This is a genomic window from Chelatococcus sp. CO-6 (assembly GCF_001271345.1).
In the GTDB taxonomy this organism is placed as follows: Bacteria; Pseudomonadota; Alphaproteobacteria; order Rhizobiales; family Beijerinckiaceae; genus Chelatococcus_A; species Chelatococcus_A caeni.
On sequence record NZ_CP012398.1, the window covers coordinates 877,286 to 897,791 of the forward strand.

18 protein-coding genes are annotated in these 20,506 nt (G+C 67.9%); 14 read left to right on the forward strand and 4 right to left on the reverse strand.

What is annotated here, in order from left to right; genetic code table 11:
- Nucleotides 1-71 precede the first annotated feature (71 nt).
- The 4 genes from AL346_RS04255 to AL346_RS04270 all read right to left on the reverse strand — a co-directional run bounded on the left by AL346_RS04255 (nucleotide 72) and on the right by AL346_RS04270 (nucleotide 3,927).
- Entirely contained in the window at nucleotides 72-1,007 is a 936-nt protein-coding gene (locus AL346_RS04255) for a flagellin (RefSeq protein WP_053193308.1), read from the reverse strand.
- Between the two features lie 244 nt (nucleotides 1,008-1,251).
- On the reverse strand, nucleotides 1,252-1,926 hold the full coding sequence (locus tag AL346_RS04260) for a response regulator transcription factor (protein WP_026015588.1): 675 nt from the start codon (nucleotides 1,924-1,926) through the stop codon (nucleotides 1,252-1,254).
- 709 nt (nucleotides 1,927-2,635) lie between these two features.
- A complete protein-coding gene (locus AL346_RS04265) occupies nucleotides 2,636-3,256 on the reverse strand; it encodes a hypothetical protein (RefSeq protein WP_019404744.1) in 621 nt (206 codons plus the stop codon).
- A gap of 284 nt (nucleotides 3,257-3,540) precedes the next feature.
- Entirely contained in the window at nucleotides 3,541-3,927 is a 387-nt protein-coding gene (locus AL346_RS04270) for a response regulator (RefSeq protein WP_019404743.1), read from the reverse strand.
- A gap of 174 nt (nucleotides 3,928-4,101) precedes the next feature.
- Between AL346_RS04270 and AL346_RS04275 the strand changes: the two genes are divergently transcribed.
- The 14 genes from AL346_RS04275 to ureC all read left to right on the forward strand — a co-directional run bounded on the left by AL346_RS04275 (nucleotide 4,102) and on the right by ureC (nucleotide 20,503).
- The gene (locus tag AL346_RS04275; protein ID WP_019404742.1) at nucleotides 4,102-4,812 is read left to right on the forward strand and encodes a protein phosphatase CheZ; all 711 of its coding nucleotides are present in this window, start codon (nucleotides 4,102-4,104) and stop codon (nucleotides 4,810-4,812) included.
- Nucleotides 4,813-5,076: 264 nt separating this feature from the next.
- Nucleotides 5,077-5,763, forward strand: a complete 687-nt coding sequence (locus tag AL346_RS04280) for an ImuA family protein (RefSeq protein WP_245258979.1) — start codon at nucleotides 5,077-5,079, stop codon at nucleotides 5,761-5,763.
- Nucleotides 5,654-7,243 carry a DNA polymerase Y family protein gene (locus AL346_RS04285; RefSeq protein ID WP_082312409.1) on the forward strand — a complete coding sequence of 530 codons (1,590 nt, stop codon included), beginning with the start codon at nucleotides 5,654-5,656 and terminating at the stop codon, nucleotides 7,241-7,243. The genes AL346_RS04280 and AL346_RS04285 overlap by 110 nt, the downstream gene beginning before the upstream one ends.
- Nucleotides 7,240-10,521: an error-prone DNA polymerase gene (locus tag AL346_RS04290; RefSeq protein ID WP_019404076.1), complete on the forward strand. Its 3,282-nt coding sequence runs from the start codon at nucleotides 7,240-7,242 to the stop codon at nucleotides 10,519-10,521. Before AL346_RS04285 ends, AL346_RS04290 begins: the two co-directional genes overlap by 4 nt.
- Before the next feature lie 473 nt (nucleotides 10,522-10,994).
- The gene (gene urtA / locus AL346_RS04295) at nucleotides 10,995-12,296 is read left to right on the forward strand and encodes an urea ABC transporter substrate-binding protein (RefSeq protein WP_019404075.1); all 1,302 of its coding nucleotides are present in this window, start codon (nucleotides 10,995-10,997) and stop codon (nucleotides 12,294-12,296) included.
- A gap of 61 nt (nucleotides 12,297-12,357) precedes the next feature.
- A complete protein-coding gene (urtB, locus tag AL346_RS04300; RefSeq protein ID WP_019404074.1) occupies nucleotides 12,358-13,956 on the forward strand; it encodes an urea ABC transporter permease subunit UrtB in 1,599 nt (532 codons plus the stop codon).
- The gene (gene urtC, locus AL346_RS04305; protein WP_019404073.1) at nucleotides 13,953-15,098 is read left to right on the forward strand and encodes an urea ABC transporter permease subunit UrtC; all 1,146 of its coding nucleotides are present in this window, start codon (nucleotides 13,953-13,955) and stop codon (nucleotides 15,096-15,098) included. Before urtB ends, urtC begins: the two co-directional genes overlap by 4 nt.
- A gap of 5 nt (nucleotides 15,099-15,103) precedes the next feature.
- Nucleotides 15,104-15,859, forward strand: a complete 756-nt coding sequence (gene urtD, locus AL346_RS04310; RefSeq protein ID WP_019404072.1) for an urea ABC transporter ATP-binding protein UrtD — start codon at nucleotides 15,104-15,106, stop codon at nucleotides 15,857-15,859.
- Between the two features lie 6 nt (nucleotides 15,860-15,865).
- Nucleotides 15,866-16,561 carry an urea ABC transporter ATP-binding subunit UrtE gene (gene urtE / locus AL346_RS04315; RefSeq protein WP_019404071.1) on the forward strand — a complete coding sequence of 232 codons (696 nt, stop codon included), beginning with the start codon at nucleotides 15,866-15,868 and terminating at the stop codon, nucleotides 16,559-16,561.
- 67 nt (nucleotides 16,562-16,628) lie between these two features.
- The gene (locus AL346_RS04320) at nucleotides 16,629-17,414 is read left to right on the forward strand and encodes an urease accessory protein UreD (protein ID WP_245258945.1); all 786 of its coding nucleotides are present in this window, start codon (nucleotides 16,629-16,631) and stop codon (nucleotides 17,412-17,414) included.
- 14 nt (nucleotides 17,415-17,428) lie between these two features.
- Nucleotides 17,429-18,049: an urease subunit gamma gene (locus AL346_RS04325; protein WP_019404069.1), complete on the forward strand. Its 621-nt coding sequence runs from the start codon at nucleotides 17,429-17,431 to the stop codon at nucleotides 18,047-18,049.
- A 52-nt stretch (nucleotides 18,050-18,101) separates the two neighbouring features.
- Nucleotides 18,102-18,389 (forward strand): AbrB/MazE/SpoVT family DNA-binding domain-containing protein, encoded by a 288-nt coding sequence (locus AL346_RS04330; RefSeq protein ID WP_019404068.1) that lies wholly within the window; start codon nucleotides 18,102-18,104, stop codon nucleotides 18,387-18,389.
- On the forward strand, nucleotides 18,386-18,778 hold the full coding sequence (locus AL346_RS04335) for a PIN domain-containing protein (protein WP_019404067.1): 393 nt from the start codon (nucleotides 18,386-18,388) through the stop codon (nucleotides 18,776-18,778). Before AL346_RS04330 ends, AL346_RS04335 begins: the two co-directional genes overlap by 4 nt.
- Before the next feature lie 15 nt (nucleotides 18,779-18,793).
- Nucleotides 18,794-20,503, forward strand: a complete 1,710-nt coding sequence (gene ureC / locus AL346_RS04340) for an urease subunit alpha (protein ID WP_019404066.1) — start codon at nucleotides 18,794-18,796, stop codon at nucleotides 20,501-20,503.
- Nucleotides 20,504-20,506 lie beyond the last annotated feature (3 nt).

A 20,506-nucleotide genomic window follows, 5' to 3' on the forward strand; every position in this document is an offset into this window, starting at 1 on the left:
AAGCATCCTCATAGAAAAAGGCCGCGCTTCTTGCGAAGCGCGGCCCCTTCACGGTGCAGCTTACCGTCGTCTTAGCGGAAGAGCGACAGGATGTTCTGCGTCGAGGAGTTGGCGATCGAGAGCGCCTGGATGCCGAGCTGCTGCTGCACCTGCAGCGCCTGCAGCTTGGTGGACTCTTCTTCCATGTTGGCGTCGACCAGCTGGCCGATGCCGCGCGTGATGGCGTCCGACAGCGCGTTGACGAAGTCGTTCTGGATGTCGACGCGGTTCTTGATCGAGCCGAGGTAGGACGCAGCGTCCGTCAGCTCCTGCAGCGCGGCGTCGACAGCCCCGGTCAGACCCTCGAGGTCGGCGAGGTCGTTGGCCTCGTTCGTCACGCCGGAGATGTCGAAGTCGTAGACCGACGTGCCGGTGACGTTGCCACCCGCCGAGAAGTCGGCGCTGCGGTCCTTGTCGAAGATGCCGACGTCGCCGTTCGCATCGAACAGGTGCATCTTGGAGATGTCGATGTCGATCTTGTCGATCGAGACCGCACCACCGGCACGCGAGAACGAAGCGACGACAGCGCGGGTCGCGTTGTAGTCGGCAGCGCTCGAGTCGACGTCGAGCCAGTTTTCGCCGTTGAACACGGCCGACGAGGCCGAGCTCTTGAGCTGCTTCTGCAGGTCCGAGATCTCGGTCTGCACCTTGGCGCGGTCGACACCGGCGTCACGGGCAGCGACGAGCTTCTTCTTGATCTCGGTGACGATTTCCTTCGTCGTGTCGAGCGCGGTGTACATCGTGTCGATGGTCGCGGCGCCGAGACCGATGGCGTCCTTCACGGCCGAGAGAGCGGCGTTGTCGGACTTCATGGTGGTGGCGATCGACCAGTAGGCGGCGTTGTCCGAAGCGCTGGACACGCGCAGGCCCGTCGAGATGCGGGTCTGCGTCGCGGTCATGTTCTTGTTGGTGGCCGTCAGCGTCTGCAGAGCAGTCATCGCCGAGGAATTGGTCAGCAAGCTGGACATGCTTTCGTCCCTTCACATTGAGATGTGGATTGTTTGAAAGGGACATGCCGGATTTGAACCGGCATAGCGGAGCGGCATCATGCCTTTGAGGCGCAAGCTAGGACCGCCTCAATCCGCTATGTTTTCCACCTTAGCTTGCAAATATTACCGGTTTGTTGCCATGCGTGCACGCCCAAAATAAAAGCGCTCCCCGCGCCGGCTGGCGCGGGAAGCGCTTTCAAGGGGATAAGGGACGTGCGGCGGGTCAGCCGCGGTCGACGAACATGTAACCCATGTAGCGCTTGGCCTCGATCGGATCGTAGCCGAGCCGCTCGCGCAGTTTCTTGCGCAGCTTGCTGACGTGGCCTTCGACCACGCTCTCTTCCACGGCCTCGTTGTAGATGCCGTAGATGGCGTTGAAGAGCTGCATCTTGCTCACGCGCCGGCCGCGGGCCCGCACCAGATATTGCAGGATGTGACGCTCGCGGCGCGGCAGCGTCACCGGCTCGCCGTCGATCTCCGGATCGCGGCCGTCATAGAAGACCTTGAGCCGGCCGATCGTGGTCTTTTCCTCGGCGGTGTTCACGCGCCGCCACACGGCCTCAGCCCGCGCCAGGATCTCGCGGACATGGACCGGCTTTCGGACCACGTCGTCGATGCCGGCGGTGAAGAGTTCGAGCGTCTGCTCCAGCGAGCGCGTCTCGCTCAGCGCGATGATGGGCGCGCGGCTGTGGTTGCGGATGAGCTCGGGATAGCTCGAGCGGTCGGCGAAGTCGCCGAGCACGAACCCCTGCACCGCATTGAGATCCACCGTCGATGCCGTCTCGAGCCATTCCCGGAACTCGCCCGAGTAGAAGCCCATGGACGGCACGCCTTCGCGTCCGAAGCTTGCCACATAGCCCGATGTGACAAGTTGCCTTTCGTCAACAACGATATACACAGCCTGACCCCCCAGCCCGTTCGAAAAATCAGTCATTACGTCACGCCCGGCGAATCACGACCAGGTACGCACCACTGATTTACTTTGATAAGGCGACATATATCGTTTGGTTATTACATTTATATAATAGATATGTATTTATTTCTTGTTGTTGCCCGTCCCGTCTTCCCTCTTCGCGAGAGAGGGTACGCACTTCCGCCCCGCGCATCACCGCCAAAAGCGACAGGCAATGCCCGGACAAGCCTGGGCATGGAAGATGCCGCCACATGAAGCGGCGGCTCGTTCATCGACGGCGGAACACCAACAGCGCCAACGACCCTGAAGCCCCATTCGCGACACTTGAAGCGGCCGCGCAAACAGCGAATCAGCAATCCAAGAATTATTAATCGCCCGTTAAGGGTCAATACGTTTTGTATCGATTTGGAATGCATGTGCTCCACTGAGTCATTTTTGCATCGCTTCGTTACAATTATCGTTAAAATTTTAACGACGGCTCTTCGCTACCAGCGCGCGAAAAGCGCCTGGAACACGCCGCCTCATCGGGACTCGATCGCCCGAATGCATTGGCCTTCAAGCCCGCAACCGCAGATGCGTGCCGGCGCGCGGCGGAAAGGACCCGCTTGAGGATGTCTCCGCGGCTCGCCCGAGGAGCTTTAGCAACGGCGCATGCGGCCGTGCCCCGACAGGCGGCGCCACCGCCCGTCGATGGTCACCCGCGGCGGGCGCGCACCACCGATGTGACAGCCGCGCTCCAGGCGACGGGGACGGCGCGCGTCACGCGCCCGTCAACACTCTGCAGATCGGCGAGCCCGGCGCGCATGACCCTGCGCACGATGCGCAGGTAACCGCGGCCCTGGCTGGTGATCACCACGGCCTCGCGGCCGACGAGGCTCGAAAGAGGATCCCCCGCCCGGTCGCAGACGACGATGTCGCCAGGATCGTAGCGCGGCTGCAGCGCGGTCCCCACGATGCGGAAGCCTATCGCCTGTGGCGACATGGCGACGGGCGTCTCGACGCTGAAGACCGGCCGCGGCGGCCCGGCCCTTAGCCGGCGACGGACATTGCCGTCGTCGCCGACTTCCCCGGCGATGTCGAGATGATGCCGCCGGGGTTGCCGGCCCTCGCCCGTCAGCAGCCAGGCGAGGCTGACGTTGAGATGCGCCGCGTAATGCTCGGCGACGGTTGCCCGGATGCCGCGCAGGCCGTTCTCATGGGCCCGATAGGTCACCTCGCTCCAGCCGAAGGTCCGTGCCGCCACAGCCGCGCTGGCAAAGCCGGCGCGGCGCCGCGCCGCCCTGAGGCGCTGAGCGATGCTTTTCTCGGAAATCATTCCGGCCTCCCGCAGGAGACCGGGCAGGAAAGAGACGCCGCAGGACGACGCAACTTCCGCCCCCCAATCATTAAGGACGCCTGCTCGAAGTCGAGCGGCGCCTATTCTATAAGTGCTTGATATTAAAAGCTTCCACAGGGGGCGACAAGCCGGATCGACGAGCGCCGATCAAGTCGCATGCACCAGCAGAGGCCGACGGATCTACACGTTTCAAATACAAAGCGGCACGCCCCGTTTCCGGCGGGGCGTGCGCCATAGTCCTATTCCAGCAGATGCCGAGCGGACTACTGCTCGGCAAAGACCGCTTCGATCTTGCCCTTCAGCGTCTGCGCGTTGAACGGCTTGATGATGTAGTTGTTGACGCCGGCCTTCTTGGCGGCGACGACGTTCTCGGACTTCGCCTCGGCGGTGACCATGATGAAAGGCGTGTTAGCGAGCTTCTCGTCGGCGCGAACCTGCTTCAGGAGCTCGTAGCCCGTCATCGGCTCCATGTTCCAGTCGCTAATGACGAGGCCATAGTCGCGCTCCTTCATCTTGGCGAAGGCCTCGGTGCCGTCGGCTGCCTCGTCGACATCCTGAAAGCCGAGCTGCTTCAATAGGTTGCGGATGATGCGAACCATGGTCTTATAATCGTCGACCACGAGGATCGGCATCGAAAGATCAAGCGCCATAGTTCACTCCACCGCTTTGCACTTTGTTGACAGGGGCGCATTTCGCTGCGCGGAGACTCTTGCAGAAAACTTGCACGAAGCTTGCATGACGGAAGCCGGACCGTTTGCCTTGGTTGAAGCCGAGCACGTATAGTAACGGCCTGAATTGACCAATCCTTAAAAAGGGAGGTGCCGATGACTGCGGGCCATCGGCCGTTTCGCATCGAATCCATGGTCGAGACCGGTTTCGGCGACACACTCATGGGGAGCCCGGCGGTGTCGGTGCAGCTCGAACAGATCACGCAGCAGCTCACCGAGCTGCGCACCCTGGTCGAAGCCATCAACAGCCGCGACGAGCGAATCGGCCAGATCTCGGAAGGCGGCGCCTTCTGGCAGGACGTCGACGCCATCCAGCGCAGCATCCAGAAGACGAAGCTGGAGCTCGCGACGCTGCATGCCAAGGGCCTGCGCGGCGAGCAGAAGAGCCGCGTGACGGACGAGCTCGACGCCGTCGTCTCCGACACCGAGAGCGCCACGGAGACGATCCTCTCCTCGGCAGAGGCCATCAACGACGCCACCGGCGTATTGATGGAGCAGCTCGCGGGCGAGCAGCAGGAACTCGCCAACCACATCTACGAGCAGGTCATCCGCATCTTCGAGGCCTGCAACTTTCAGGACCTCACCGGCCAGCGCATCGGCAAGGTGGTCGGCACGCTCAAGTTCATCGAGGAGCGGGTCACCAGCATGATGGAGATCTGGGGCGGGCCGGACAGCCTCTCGAGCCTTGCCGAGGTGGAGGTGGAGGAAGAGGAGGAGAAGGGCGACGAAGCCCTGCTCAACGGGCCGCCGCTCGCCGGCGACGTGGACGTCGTGTCGCAGGACGACGTCGATTCCCTCTTCCGCTGAAGAATATCCCCACGCCCATTCCCCTTCCGTCAGTGGACAGTCGGCAGGCGGCGGCATGAACGGCCGCCGGGTACCGGCTGTCCACTGACGGTGTTTATGGCCCGGCATTGACTCTCGCATCCTCCTGAGTCGTTATAGAACGAAACGGGAACAAGAGTCATGAGCGCGGTGCAGGAGACATTGCAGGCGCTGCGGCGGAGCATTGCCGCGATTGAACCGGCGGCTTCCGAAGCGGGCCGGCGCTTCACATGCGGAGCGCCGGCCGTGGACGGGCTGCTGGGCGGCGGCTTCCTCCGGGCCGCGGCGCACGAGATCTTCGCGCGCGAGGAGGCGGATGCCGGCGCCGCTGCCGGCTTTGCCGCCGCCCTTGCGGCGCGGGCCGCGGCGGATGGCCGCCGCGTGGTCTGGGTGCGGCAGGGTTTTTCCGTGGCGGAAACCGGCGCGCTTCACGCACCGGGCCTTGCCGCCCTCGGGCTCGACCCGCGCCTGCTCGTCGTGGTGACGGGGCCCGATGCCACCTGCGTGCTGCAGGCGGGGGCGGAGGCCATGCGCTGCCCGGCGCTCGGCGCCGTCGTCATCGAGCCGTGGGGCGACCCTAAATCCCTCGACCTGACGGCGAGCCGCCGCCTCGCGCTCGCGGCCGAGCAATCCGGCGTCCCCGCCCTTCTGCTGCGCATCGCGGCGACGCCCCGGCCGAGCGCGGCGGCGACACGCTGGTCGGCCGCCGCTGCCCCGTCCCGGCCGCTGGCCGCCAACGCCCCCGGCCATCCCGCCTTCGACATCACCTTGCTGCGCCATCGCGCCGGCCTTGAGGGCCGCCGCTGGCGCCTGGAGTGGCACCGTGAGCACCGTCTCTTCCGCGAGCCCGCGCCGCTATCTCGCCCTGTGGTTCCCCTTCCTGCCGGCCGACCGGCAGCGCCGGACCTCGCCCCCCTCGCCCGCACAGGCTGAGGCGCCGCTCGTCCTCGTCGAGAAGGTCTCGAGCGCGCTGCGGCTCGCCGCCGTCGACCGGCAGGGGTTCTCGCTCGGTCTCACCCCCGGCCTCACCCTGGCCGATGCGCGCGCCCGCATTCCCCATCTCGTCGCGGTGGACATGGACCGCGCGGCCGATGCCGCCTTGCTCACCCGCCTCGCCGACTGGTGCGACCGCTATACGCCGCTCGTCGCCGTCGAGGAGCCGGACGGTCTCGTGCTCGACATCACCGGCTGCCTCCATCTCTTCGCCGGCGAGGCCGGCCTGCGCCGGGCGGTGATGCAGGGCCTCGCCCGCGGCGGCCTGAACGTGCGGGGCAGCGTCGCCGGCACGCCGCAGGCGGCAGCGGCGCTCGCCCGCTTCGGCCGCAAGGCGCTCGGGCGGCACGACATCGTCCCGCCCGGCGAGGAGGAGATGGCGGTGCGGCCGCTGCCGGCGGCCGCGCTCGGCGTCTCGCCGGAAGTGCTGCTCGCCCTCACCCGGGCGGGGCTGAAGACCGTCGGCGACCTGGCGGAGCGCCCGCGCGCGCCGCTTGCCGCCCGCTTCGGCGCGGACCTGCCGGTCCGTCTCGCGCGTATCCTGGGCCAGGAGGACATCGGCATCTCGCCGCGCCGGCCGCTGCCACCCTGCCTCGTCGAGCGGCGCTTCGCCGAGCCCGTGGCCCGCGAGGAGGACATCGACGCCGCCCTCGCCGGGCTCGCCCACCGCGCCGGCCGCATCCTCGCGGAGCGCGGCGAGGGCGGACGGCGCTTCGAGGCCGCCTTCTTCCGCGCCGACGGGCGGGTCACGCGCCTTGCGGTCGCCACCGGCCGGCCGGCGCGCGACGCGGCCGTCGTCATGCGCCTGTTCCGGGAGCGGCTCGCGGCGCTCGCCGATCCCCTCGACCCCGGCTTCGGCTTCGACCTGCTGCGCCTTGCCGTCACGGCCTGCGAGCCGCTCGGCGAGAGCCAGGTGAGCCTCGACGGGCGAATGGTCGAGGACGAGGAGGTCGCCGCCCTCGTCGACCGGCTCGGTGCCCGCTTCGGCGGGGCGGCCGTCCTCCGCCCGGCCTTCGTCGACACGCACATTCCCGAAAGGGCCGTGCGCATGGTGCCGGCGGCCGGCCTCGGCGACGGCGGGACGGCGCAGCCCTGCGGCTGGCCCGTCGAGCGGCCGGCCGATCCCCCGGCGCGGCCGGTCCATCTCTTCGATCCGCCACAGCCCATCGAGGCGCTTGCCGAGGTGCCGGACGGGCCGCCGCTGCGCTTCCGCTGGCGACGCGTGCTGCACGAGATCGCCCGCGCCGAGGGGCCGGAGCGGATCGCGCCCGAATGGTGGCGCGACGAGGCGGGCGAGGAGCCGACGCGCGACTACTACCGCGTCGAGGATGCGACGGGGCGGCGCTTCTGGGTGTTCCGCCAGGGCCTCTTCGGCGAGGCGCCCGCCCCGCGCTGGTTCCTGCACGGGATCTTCGCATGAGCACGCGCGCCCAGATGCCGGCGGCAGCCTATGCCGAGCTTGCCGTCACCACCAATTTCTCCTTCCTGCGCGGTGGCTCCAAGGCCGAGGACCTCGTCAAGCAGGCGCTCCTCCTCGGCCTTGCCGGCATCGGTATCGCCGACCGCAACACGGTCGCCGGCGTGGTGCGGGCCCATTCGGCGCTCGAGGAGATCAGGTCGTTTTTGGCAGAGAAGGGGGAGACGCTGCCGCCCTTCAAGCTCGTCGTCGGTGCCCGCCTCGTCTTCGCCGACGACACGCCCGACATCCTCGCCTATCCGGTGAACCGCACCGGCTGGGGGCGCCTGTGCCGCCTCCTCACCATGGGCAAGCTGAAGGCGGACAAGGGCGAGTGCATCCTCACCCGCGCCGACCTCGTGGCCGATGCGCGCGACCTCCTGCTCCTCGTCATGCCCGGCCGGCCCGAGGGCATGTCCCTCGACATCCTCCGCGAACTGAAGGAGGCTGCCCCGGGCGCCACCTGGCTCGCCGCCGCCATGGCCTATGGCGGCAGCGACCGGCGCGACCTCGCCGGGCTGAAGGAGATCGCGGCACGGGTGGACCTGCCGCTCCTCGCCGTCAACGACGTGCTCTATCACGAACCCGCCCAGCGCCCGCTGCAGGACGTGCTGACCTGCATCCGCGAGGGCGTCACCATCCACACGGCCGGGCGCCTCCTGGCCGCCAATGCCGAGCGGCACCTGAAGCCCCCGCAGGAGATGGTGCGGCTCTTCCGCGATGCGCCGGAGGCGATCGGCGAAACGCTGCAGGTCCTCGACCGCATCAGCTTTTCGCTCTCCGAGCTGGAATACGACTATCCGGAGGAGCCGGTGCCGCCCGGCAGGACGCCGCAGGGCTGGCTCGAGGAGCTGACCTGGCGCTGCGCCGCCCTGCGTTATCCGGAGGGGATATCGAAGAAGGTGGAGAAGCTCCTGCGGGAGGAACTCGCCCTCATCGCCGAGCTCGATTATGCGCGCTACTTCCTCACCATCCGCGACATCGTGCGCTATGCGGAGGACCATGGCATCCTCTGCCAGGGGCGCGGCTCGGCCGCCAATTCCGCCGTCTGCTACGTGCTCGGTATCACCGCCGTCGACCCGGAGGATAACGACCTCCTCTTCGCCCGCTTCATTTCCAGCGAGCGGCGCGAGCCACCGGACATCGACGTCGACTTCGAGCACGAGCGGCGCGAGGAGGTGATCCAGCACATCTACGAACGCTACGGCCGCGACCATGCCGGCATCGCCGCCACCGTCATCAGCTACCGCCCGCGCAGCGCCATCCGCGAGGTGGGCAAGGCGCTCGGCCTGACGGAGGACGTGACCGCGCGCCTCGCCGGCACGGTCTGGGGCAGCTGGGGCTCGCCGATCGCCGACAAGCACATCCGCGAGGCCGGGCTCGACCCGAAGAACCCGGTGATCCGCCGCGCCGTCGACCTCGCGAAGCAGCTCCTCGGCTTCCCCCGCCACCTCTCCCAGCATGTCGGCGGCTTCGTGCTGATGCGCAGCCGCCTCGACGAGACGGTGCCCATCGGCAATGCCGCCATGGACGAGCGCACCTTCATCGAGTGGGACAAGGACGACATCGACGCCGTCCGCCTCATGAAGGTCGACGTGCTCGGCCTCGGCATGCTCACCTGCATCCGCAAGGCCTTCGATCTCCTGCGCAGCCACTGCGGCCTCGACCTCGATCTCGCCGCCGTGCCGAGGGAGGATCCCGCCGTCTACGACATGCTCTGCAAGGGCGATTCCATCGGCGTCTTCCAGGTGGAGAGCCGGGCGCAGATCAACATGCTGCCGCGCCTCAGGCCGAGGGAGTTCTACGACCTCGTCATCCAGGTCGCCATCGTCCGGCCGGGACCCATCCAGGGCGACATGGTGCATCCCTACCTGCGCCGGCGGAACGATGAGGAGAAGGTCGACTATCCCGCACCTCGGCCGCCGCACGATCCGAATGAACTGCGCAATGTCCTCAAGCGCACTCTCGGCGTGCCCCTCTTTCAGGAGCAGGCGATGAAGATCGCCATGGTAGCGGCGGATTTCACCCCCGAGCAGGCGAACGGCCTGCGCCGCGCCATGGCCACCTTCCGCCACGTCGGCACCATCCACACCTTCGAGAAGAAGATGGTGGAGGGCATGGTGGCGCGCGGCTACGAGCGCGCCTTCGCCGAGCGCTGCTTCAACCAGATCAAGGGCTTCGGCGAGTACGGCTTTCCCGAGAGCCACGCCGCCTCCTTCGCCAAGCTCGTCTACATCTCGGCCTGGATCAAATGCCACCACCCGGCCGTCTTCGCCTGCGCTTTGCTCAATTCCCAGCCCATGGGCTTCTATGCCCCGGCGCAGATCATGCGCGATGCGCGCGAGCACGGCGTTAAGGTGCGCGCCGTCGACATCAACGCGAGCGCCCACGACAACACGCTCGAAAAACGGCCGGACGGCACGCTCGCCCTGCGCCTGGGCTTTCGCCAGGTGGACGGCTTCAGCACGGACTGGTCGCAGGCGCTCCTGGCCGCGCGCGGCACCGGCTACGACAGCGTCGAGGCCCTGTGGAAGCGCGCCCGCCTGCCGCAGCGCGCCCTGAAGATCCTCGCCGATGCCGATGCCTTCCGCTCCATCGGGCTCGACCGGCGCGAGGCCCTGTGGGCCGTGCGCCGCCTGCCCGACGACGCGCCCCTGCCCCTCTTCGCCGCCGCCGCGGCGCGCGAATTGGCGGACGAAACCGACGCCGCCCTGCCGGCCATGCCGCTGTCGGAACATGTAGTGGCCGATTACCAGATGCTGCGCCTCTCGCTGAAGGCTCACCCCATGGCCTTCCTGCGCGAGGGCTTCCGGCGCGAGGGCGTCAGGACCACGGCCGAGGTCGCAGCCCTGCCGGACGGCGCCTTCGCCAGGGTCGCCGGCGTCGTGCTGGTGCGCCAGCGCCCCGGCAAGGGCAACGCCATCTTCATGACGCTGGAGGACGAGACGGGCATCACCAATGTCGTCCTGTGGGTGCGGCGCTTCGAGCGCTTCCGCCGGCAGGTCATGAGCGCACGCCTCGCCCTCGTCGCCGGGCGGGTGCAGAAGAGCCCGGAGGGTGTCGTCCACCTCATGGCCGAGGCGGTCGATGACCGCTCGCAGGACCTCGCCGCGCTGTCGCAGGCGCACGAGGCGCGCACGACGCTGTCACGCGCCGACGTATTCGCCCATCCGCAACATCCGCGCTCCGCGGGCCATCCGCGCAACGTGCGCATCCTGCCCAAGTCGCGCGATTTTCATTGAGCGCCATGCGAAGATGGCGGCAGTGCTATCTCCATGTGAACGAACGATATTGATCCCTCCCCTCGAGGGGAGGGTGGATCGCGCCGAAGGCGCGAGACGGGTGGGGTCAAGACGGGGTACGGGCTCTTGATGCTAACCGTGTGCCCCCTCCGTCACCGCCATTGAACTCGGGCTTGCCCGGGTTCGACCTTTGGAAACCGAAGTCGGGCGAGCCCGACTTCGCGGCGCCACCTCCCCTATGCGGGGGAGGATCGAGGCCTCGATACTCATCGCGATAGCCCGGCCGCCTGCGGGGAGAAGGTTCCGCCCGGCGGGCGCACAGACGCGCAGCAAACGGGCATCCCGCTGCCCAAAAAATCAGCAGCCTGTTTGCCGATCAGGCCCTGCCCGCAGGCTGTGCCCCGCCCGGCGAGGCTGGCACGGGGCTTGCTGCCCTCCCGGCGCAACAATCATCCGGGGGTGGAGCAACGACAATGCGAAATCGTTTCCAGAAGATACTCGCAACGCTCGCGACGGCGGCGACAATCGCGCTGCCGACGGCAGGCGCGAGCGCTCAGGACGTCATCAAGGTCGGCATCCTGCATTCGCTCTCGGGCACCATGGCCATCAGCGAGACGACGCTGAAGGACGTGATGCTGATGCTCATCGAGGAGCAGAACAAGAAGGGCGGCCTCCTCGGCAAGAAGCTCGAGGCGGTCGTCGTCGACCCGGCCTCCAACTGGCCGCTGTTCGCCGAAAAGGCGCGCGAGCTCATCACCAAGGACAAGGTGGCGGCCACCTTCGGCTGCTGGACGTCCGTGTCGCGCAAGTCCGTCCTGCCGGTCTTCGAGGAGCTGAACGGCATCCTCTTCTACCCCGTCCAGTACGAGGGCGAGGAATCCTCCCGCAACATCTTCTACACGGGCGCCGCCCCCAACCAGCAGGCCATCCCCGCCGTCGACTACCTGATGGAGAACGAGGGCGTCGAGCGCTGGGTGCTGGAGGGCACCGACTACGTCTATCCGCGCACGACCAACAAGATCCTCGAGGCCTATCTCAAGGCCAAGGGCGTCAAGGACGAGGACATCTCCGTCAACTACACGCCCTTCGGCCATTCCGACTGGCAGACCCGCGTCGCCGACATCAAGAAGTTCGGCTCGGGCGGCAAGAAGACGGCGGTCGTCTCCACCATCAACGGCGACGCCAACGTGCCCTTCTACAAGGAGCTCGCCAACCAGGGCATCAAGGCCACCGACATTCCGGTCGTCGCCTTCTCCGTGGGCGAGGAGGAGCTCGCCGGCATCGACACCAAGCCGCTCGTCGGCCATCTCGCCGCCTGGAACTACTTCCAGTCCGTCGACACGGCCGAGAACAACGATTTCATCGCCAAGTGGAAGGCCTTCACCAAGAACGACAAGCGCGTCACCAACGACCCGATGGAGGCGCATGTCATCGGCTTCAACATGTGGGTGAAGGCGGTGGAGAAGGCCGGCTCCACCGATCCCGACGCCGTCATCGACGCGCTCATCGGCGTCTCGGTGCCCAACCTCTCGGGCGGCTATTCCACGATGATGCCGAACCACCACATCACCAAGCCCGTGCTCATCGGCGAGATCCAGGAGGACGGCCAGTTCTCCGTCGTCTCGCAGACACCGGGCCTCGTCGTCGGCGACGAGTGGTCGGACTATCTCGACGGCTCGAAGGACCTCATCGCCGATTGGCGCGCCCCGCTCTCCTGCGGCAACTTCAACGCCAAGACCGGCAAGTGCGGCGGCCAGGGTCCGGTCGCCCAGTAACCCGCCCTGCACCTCAGGCCGGCGGAGCCCACGCCGCCGGCCCTCTCCCGAAAGAAGCGCGATGCCACGCCTCCTCTGCCTCCTCCTTGCGCTCGCCTGCGGCCTTCTCGCCGCGCCGGTCCGCGCAGCGCCGGCCGATGCGGGGGAGGCGCTCACCCTCATCGCCAGCGGCCGCTTTCCCGATATCGAGAAGGGCGTCGATCTCCTCGCCCGTTCGGGCGATGCCCGCACGCAAGCCATCATCGAGGCGCTGCGCGACGGCCGCCTCGCGGTTGCCGCCGACAAGCGCGTGGTCATCGAGGGCGCGAACGGCGGCTGGTCGGACGCGGCGACGGGGGAAGCCCTCGCCGAAGCGCCTCCGTCGCCCAAGGCCGTGCGCCTCAACAACCGCATCCGCCGCGCCGTCGAGGCCGCGCTCGGCGCCCTGACATTGATGGCGCCCGACGCCGCCGCCCGCCGCCAGGCGGCCGAAGCGGTCTTCCGCTCGCGCGATGCCACCGCCCTCGCAACCCTCGACGAGGCCATCGCCCGCGAGGAGGTCGCCGGCATCCGGCGGCTGATGGGCGAGGCCCGCGCCGCCATCCTGCTCGGCGATGCCGGAGCCTCGGACCTTCAGAAGATCGAGGCCGTCGACATCCTCGCCACACGGGCCGACCAGGATGCGCTCGCGCTCCTGCGCGCCGCCGCCGCGCAGGGATCGCCGACGGTGCGCGAGGCTGCGGAAGGCGCCATCACCGCCGTCGAGCGGCGGCTTGCCGTGCTGTCGATGCTGCAGAATGTCTGGTACGGCCTGTCGCTCGGCTCCGTGCTGCTGCTCGCCGCCATCGGCCTCGCCATCACCTTCGGCGTCATGGGCATCATCAACATGGCCCACGGCGAGATGGTGATGATCGGCGCCTACACCACCTTCGTCATCCAGGAGCTGGCGCGCACCCACGCCCCCGGGCTGTTCGACTGGACGCTGCCGGTCGCCATCCCCATGGCCTTCCTCGTCGCCGCGCTCGTCGGCGCGGCGATCGAGCGCGGCATCATCCGCCATCTCTACGGCCGCCCACTGGAGACGCTGCTCGCCACCTGGGGCGTCAGCCTCATCCTGCAGCAGGCCGTGCGCTCGCTCTTCGGGCCGTCGAACCGCGAGGTCGGCGCCCCCTCCTACATGGCCGGCGCCTTCGACCTCGGCGGCCTCACCATCACCTACGGCCGGCTGTGGATCGTCGTCTTCAGCCTCGCCGTCTTCGCCGCCCTCATCGTCGCGCTGAAGGCCACCTCCTTCGGCCTCAAGATCCGCGCCGTGACGCAGAACCGGCGCATGGCCGCCTCCATGGGCATCCGCACGCCGTGGGTCGACACCATGGCCTTCGCGCTGGGCTCCGGCATCGCCGGGGTGGCCGGGGTGGCCCTGTCGCAGATCGACAACGTCTCGCCCAACCTCGGCCAGAGCTACATCGTCGACAGCTTCATGGTCGTCGTCTTCGGCGGCGTCGGCAACCTGTGGGGCACGCTCGTCTCGGCGCTGACCCTCGGCATCGCCAACAAGTTCCTGGAGCCCTTCGCCGGCGCCGTGCTCGGCAAGATCCTGCTCCTCGTCTTCCTCATCCTCTTCATCCAGAAGCGACCGCGCGGGCTCTTCGCCCTCAAGGGACGGGCGGTGGAAGCATGACGCGACGCCCCATCCTCCTTGCGATGCTCGACGGCAAGGGCGCCATCTTCCTTGGCGTCCTCGCCGCCCTCGCCGTCCTCGTGCCGCTGTCGAACCTCTTCTTGCCGGAGACATCGCCGCTGCACGTGCCGACCTATGCGGTCTCGCTCCTCGGCAAGTACCTCTCCTATGCGCTGCTCGCCCTGGCGCTCGACCTCGTCTGGGGCTACTGCGGCATCCTCTCGCTCGGCCACGGCGCCTTCTTCGCCCTCGGCGGCTATGCCATGGGCATGTACTTGATGCGCCAGATCGGCCCGCGCGGCGTCTACGGCCACCCCGTGCTGCCGGACTTCATGGTCTTCCTCAACTGGCAGGAACTGCCCTGGTACTGGTCGGGCTTCGACATCTTCCCCTTCGCGGCCCTGATGGTGCTCGCCGTGCCGGGGCTGCTTGCGTTCGTCTTCGGCTGGCTCGCCTTCCGCTCCCGCGTCACGGGCGTGTATCTCTCCATCATCACCCAGGCGATGACCTTCGCCCTGATGCTCGCCTTCTTCCGCAACGACATGGGGCTCGGCGGCAACAACGGCCTCACCGACTTCAAGGACATCCTCGGCTTTTCCGTCCAGGCGCAGGGCACGCGCCTTGCACTGTTCGTCGCGACGGTGATCGCGCTCGCCCTCGGCTATGGCGTGGCGCGCTACATGGTCACCTCCACCTACGGCAAGGTGCTCGTCGCCATTCGCGACGCTGAATCCCGCACGCGCTTTCTCGGCTACCGCGTGGAGCACTACAAGCTCGTCGCCTTCACCGTCTCGGCCATGATGGCGGGCGTCGCCGGCGCGCTCTACGTGCCGCAGGTCGGCATCATCAACCCGAGCGAGTTCTCGCCGGCCAATTCCATCGAGGCGGTGGTGTGGGTCGCCGTCGGCGGCCGCGGCACGCTCGTCGGTGCGGCCCTCGGCGCCGTCGTCGTCAACATGGCAAAGTCCTGGCTGACCGGCGCCCTGCCGGAGCTGTGGCTCTTCGCCCTCGGCGCGCTCTTCATCGTCGTCACGCTCTACCTGCCGAAGGGCATCGTCGGCACGCTCGCCGAGTGGCGGGAGAAGCGGCAGGCGACGGCCACGGCAAAGCCCGCCGGGATCGCGGCCGAGGCGGCGGAGTGAAGCCGATGACCAGCCCCACCCTCACCAACACCGTGCTCTATCTCGACGGCGTCTCCGTCACCTTCGACGGCTTCCGCGCCATCAACAATCTCTCGCTCGCCATCGCCCCGGGCGAGATGCGCGCCATCATCGGCCCCAACGGCGCCGGCAAGACGACGATGATGGACATCATCACCGGCAAGACGCGGCCCGACGAGGGCGAGGTCTTCTTCGGCGGCATGATCGACCTCACCATGCTCGACGAGGCCGAGATCGCGACACTCGGCATCGGGCGCAAGTTCCAGAAGCCGACGGTGTTCGAGAGCCACACGGTGGCCGACAATATCCGCCTGGCGCTCGCCGGCGCGCGCTCGCCCTTTTCGGCCCTCTTCGGCGCCCGCAACCGGATCGCCGGGGAGCGCATCGACGCCATTTTGTCGACCGTGCGCCTCACCGAGCATCGCACGCGCCTCGCGGCCGACCTCTCGCATGGCCAGAAGCAGTGGCTCGAGATCGGCATGCTGCTGGCGCAGGACCCGAAGCTCCTGCTCGTCGACGAGCCCGTCGCCGGCATGACCGACGCGGAGACGGCCGAGACGGCGCATCTGCTCAAGGAGATCGCCCGCGAGCATTCGGTCGTCGTCGTCGAGCATGACATGGCCTTCGTCCGCGACCTCGGCTGCAAGGTCACCGTCCTGCACGAGGGCTCCGTGCTGGCCGAAGGCTCCATCGACGCGGTCTCGGCCAACGAGCGCGTCATCGAAGTTTATCTCGGACGGTAGAATGCCATGCTGAGCGTCGATTCCATCGATCTGCACTACGGCGCAGCCCAGGCGCTGCGCCGGGTCTCGCTCGAGGCCGCGCCCGGCAAGGTGACCTGCGTGCTCGGCCGCAACGGCGTCGGCAAGACCTCGCTGATGCGCGCCATCGTCGGCCGGCAGCCGATCTCGGCCGGTCGCATCAGCCTCGACGGCGCGGACATCTCGCGGCTCGAGCCCTATGATCGTGCCCGCCGCGGCATCGCCTTCGTGCCGCAGGGCCGCGAGATCTTCCCGCTGCTCAGCGTGCGCGAGAACCTGGAGACCGGCTTTGCGCCCCTGAAGCGCGGCGAGCGCCACGTGCCGGACGAGATCTTCGCGCTCTTCCCCGTGCTCAAGGACATGCTCGGCCGGCGCGGCGGCGACCTCTCCGGCGGCCAGCAGCAGCAGCTCGCCATCGCGCGCGCGCTCGTCACCCGGCCGAAGGTGCTGGTGCTCGACGAGCCGACGGAGGGTATCCAGCCCTCCATCATCAAGGACATCGGCCGCGCCATCGACTATCTTCGCGGCAAGGGGGAGATGGCGATCGTGCTCGTCGAGCAGTTCTTCGAATTCGCCCGCGACCTGTGCGACAGCTTCGCGGTCATGGAGCGCGGCCAGATCGTCCTTGCCGGAACGCGCGACACCATGGTGGAGGACGATGTCCGCCAGCGCCTTGCGGTCTGATATGCGATCCGACCTGGGCCACGCCGGCGCGGCTCCGGCCGCATCCGCCCCCAGCATGCCCGCTTTCGTGCGTGCGCAAGGCGGCGTGCGCGTCGCCTTCGGGACGGCGGGCGGACGCACCCAGCCGCTGACCGTCGCCGAGAGCGGCGGCTACCGCATCCGCTTCCCGCGCAACGCCGAGATCTGCGAAGGCGCCCTCATCAACACCGGCGGCGGCATGGCGGGCGGCGACCACATGCGCGTCGACATCGCCCTCGCCCCGGGCGCGCAAGCCCTCGTCACCAGCCAGGCGGCGGAGAAACTCTACCGGGCCGAGGACGCTCCCACCCGCATCGACATCGCGCTCAGGCTCGGCGCGGGCAGCGATCTTGCCTGGCTGCCGCAGGAGATGATCCTCTTCGACCGGGCGCGGCTCGTGCGCCGGCTCGACGTCGAGATGGCGCCGGACGCCTCGCTCACCCTCGCCGAGAGCCTCGTCTTCGGCCGCACCGCCATGGGCGAGGCGGTTACCGAAGGGCGTCTCGACGACCGCTGGTCGATCCGCCGGGACGGCCGGCTCATCTTCGCGGAGGCGGTCAGGCTCGACGGCGGCATCGCGGCCCGGCTCGTACGTCCGGCCATCGGCGGTGGAGCACGCGCGCTCGCCACGATCCTCCACGTCGCCCCCGACGCCGAGGCGCGGCTCGACGCCATGCGCGCGGCCCTCGCCGGCGCGACGAGCGAATGCGGCGCGAGCGCCTGGAACGGCCTGCTCGTCGCCCGGCTGATGGGACCCGACCCGGCGGCCCTGCGCGCCGACATCGTGCGCACGATCGAAACTTTCCGCGGCCGCAGCGTGCCGCGCTATTGGTAGCTGGAGGAGACGCGATGAACCTCACCCCGCGTGAGAAGGACAAGCTCCTGATCGCCATGGCGGCCATGGTCGCCCGCCGGCGCCTGGAGCGCGGCGTCAAGCTGAACTACCCGGAGGCCATCGCCCTCATCACCGATTTCGTCGTCGAGGGCGCGCGCGACGGCCGCTCGGTCGCCGAGCTGATGGAGGCGGGCGCGCACGTGCTCACCCCGGAACAGGTGATGGACGGCGTCGCCGAGATGATCCCCGACGTGCAGGTGGAGGCGACCTTCCCCGACGGCACCAAGCTCGTCACCGTGCATCATCCCATCCGCGGCGCGACCGGCGCGCTCCAGCCCGGCGAGACGCTGGCCGCGCCGGGCGAACTCGTCCTCAACGAAGGCCGCGAGACGGTGACGCTCACCGTCGCCAATACCGGCGACCGGCCGATCCAGGTTGGTTCGCACTACCACTTCTACGAGACGAACCCGTCATTGTCCTTCGACCGGGACAAGGCCCGCGGCATGCGCCTCGACATCCCCGCCGGTACCGCCGTGCGCTTCGAGCCCGGCCAGACGCGCGAGGTCACGCTCGTTGCGCTTGCCGGCGAGCGCAAGGTCTATGGCTTCCGCCAGCAGGTGATGGGCAGACTGTAAGGCGTACCGTTAAAATGCTATACTCCTTCGACTTTGTAAGGAGATATCCAATATGCCGCACATAGGCGCCTCTACGGTTACCAGCAAGGGGCAAATAACCCTTCCTGCCTCCCTGCGCGACAAGTTCGGCATCAGGTCCGGCGACCTCGTCGAGTTCTTCGAGGGCTACGACGGCACGATCAGGATGCGCATCAGGGCCAAGAGCGCCGCGGCGCTCGCCGGCATGCTGGCCCATCTGAAGCCCGATCCTCGTTTCGGGTCTGACGATGAGGCCATTGCCGCGGAAACGGCTGCGCGTGACGAAAGGTCGAAGCGCTCCGCTTCGGATGAAGCCCCGTGATCGGGCTCGACACGAACGTCCTGCTGCGGGCGTTGACCAACGACGACCCGGCGCAATCGCCGAAAGCGGTGCGGCTGCTCGAGACATTGAGCGCCGAGGCGCCGGGCTTCGTCAACAGTGTCGTCCTTGTCGAGCTCGTCTGGAGCCTGCAGCGGCGCTACTGGGCGAGCCGCACCGACGTGATCATGGCCATCGAGGCGCTGCTGGAAAGCCCCGGCTATGTCATCGCGGACCGCGATGCCGTCATCGACGGCCTCGAAATCATGAAAGCGGAGCAACTCGACTTCGCCGACGCTCTGATCGCCGCCCTGAACACGCGCGCAGGCTGCGACGGCACCCTGACCTTCGACGGAAAGGCGAGCCGAAGCCGGCTCTTCCGTTCCGTCTAGCTAGAAAGGACGCCCATGCCCTTCCCCTTCTCCCGCGCGGCTTACGCGGACATGTTCGGCCCGACCACGGGCGACAAGGTGCGCCTCGCCGACACCGAGCTCTTTATCGAGGTGGAGCGCGACTTCACTACCTATGGCGAGGAGGTGAAGTTCGGCGGCGGCAAGGTGATCCGCGACGGCATGGGCCAGAGCCAGGCGACACGCGCGCAGGGGGCGGTCGACACCGTCATCACCAATGCGCTCATCGTCGACCACTGGGGCATCGTGAAGGCCGACGTCGGCCTCAAGGGCGGGCGCATCGCGGCGATCGGCAAGGCCGGCAACCCGGACATCCAGCCGAATGTCACCATCGTCATCGGTCCGGGCACCGAGGTCATCGCCGGCGAGGGCAAGATCCTCACCGCCGGCGGCTTCGATGCGCACATCCACTTCATCTGCCCGCAGCAGGTGGAGGATGCCCTGATGTCCGGCATCACCACCATGCTCGGCGGCGGCACGGGCCCGGCGACGGGCACCAACGCGACCACCTGCACCCCCGGCCCCTGGCACATCGAGCAGATGATCCGTGCCGCCGACGCGCTGCCGGTGAACCTCGCCTTCGCCGGCAAGGGCAATGCGGCACTGCCGGGCGCGCTGATCGAGCAGATCGAGGCCGGCGCCTGCGCCATGAAGCTGCACGAGGACTGGGGCACGACGCCCGCGGCCATCGACTGCTGCCTCTCCGTCGCCGACGACTATGACGTGCAGGTGATGATCCACACCGACACGCTCAACGAGTCGGGCTTCGTCGAGGACACCATCGCCGCCTTCAAGGGCCGCACCATCCATGCCTTCCACACGGAGGGCGCCGGCGGCGGCCACGCGCCGGACATCATCAAGGTGGCGGGCCTGCCGAACGTGCTGCCCTCCTCCACCAACCCGACGCGGCCCTTCACGGTGAACACCCTCGACGAGCATCTCGACATGCTCATGGTGTGCCATCACCTCGACCCGTCGATCCCGGAGGACCTCGCCTTCGCCGAGAGCCGCATCCGCAAGGAGACGATCGCGGCCGAGGACATCCTGCACGACATCGGCGCCCTCTCGATGATGTCGTCCGACAGCCAGGCCATGGGCCGTGTCGGCGAGGTCATCACCCGCACCTGGCAGACGGCGCACAAGATGAAGGTGCAGCGCGGCCATCTGCCCGGCGAGAGCGGCAACGACAACCAGCGGGTCAAGCGCTACATCGCCAAGTACACTATCAACCCGGCCATCGCCCACGGCGTCTCGACCCATATCGGCTCGGTCGAGGTCGGCAAGCTCGCCGACCTCGTGCTGTGGTCGCCCGCCTTCTTCGGCGTGAAGCCGGACCTCATCATCAAGGGCGGCGCCATCGCGGCGGCCGCCATGGGTGACCCCAATGCCTCCATCCCGACGCCGCAGCCGGTGCATTACCGGCCCATGTTCGGCGCCTTCGGCAAGGCCCTGACGGAGACGAGCGTCACCTTCGTCTCCAAGGCCGCCCTCGACCGCGGCATCGATCACAGGTTGGGCGTCGAGAAGAAGCTGCTGCCCGTCGACAACACCCGCTCCGGCATCTCCAAGGCCTCGCTCATCCACAACGGCGCGACGCCGGATATCCATGTTGATCCGGAGACCTATGCCGTGACGGCCGACGGGGAACTGCTGGTCTGCGAGCCGGCCAAGGTGCTGCCCATGGCGCAGCGGTATTTCCTGTTCTGATGC